A 239-nucleotide genomic window follows, 5' to 3' on the forward strand; every position below is an offset into this window, starting at 1 on the left:
CTCGATGCCGCCGACCATGCCCCGGCCCCGACCGATGCGGGTAAAGGCACTTTTGCCACCACAGGTGCGCCCCAGAGTAGCGCCGAATTTGCGACATACGCGGGCCTGATTGCGGACGTAACCCCGGCCCCCGAACTGCTGGCCGGAGCGGACAACCCCTTCCCCGTAGCCTATGCGCGGCGCACACCGCTCATGATCTATAATTTTGGTGCTTACGCCCATCTGCTGCTCTCGGAGTT

General features: G+C 63.6%; 1 pseudogene. It reads left to right on the forward strand.

Annotated elements, in window-relative coordinates:
• Nucleotides 1-239, forward strand: a pseudogene (locus tag HK26_RS12985) (FAD-dependent oxidoreductase); the annotation flags it as partial.

Source organism: Acetobacter okinawensis, from assembly GCF_002153655.1.
Taxonomy (GTDB): domain Bacteria; phylum Pseudomonadota; class Alphaproteobacteria; order Acetobacterales; family Acetobacteraceae; genus Acetobacter; species Acetobacter okinawensis_A.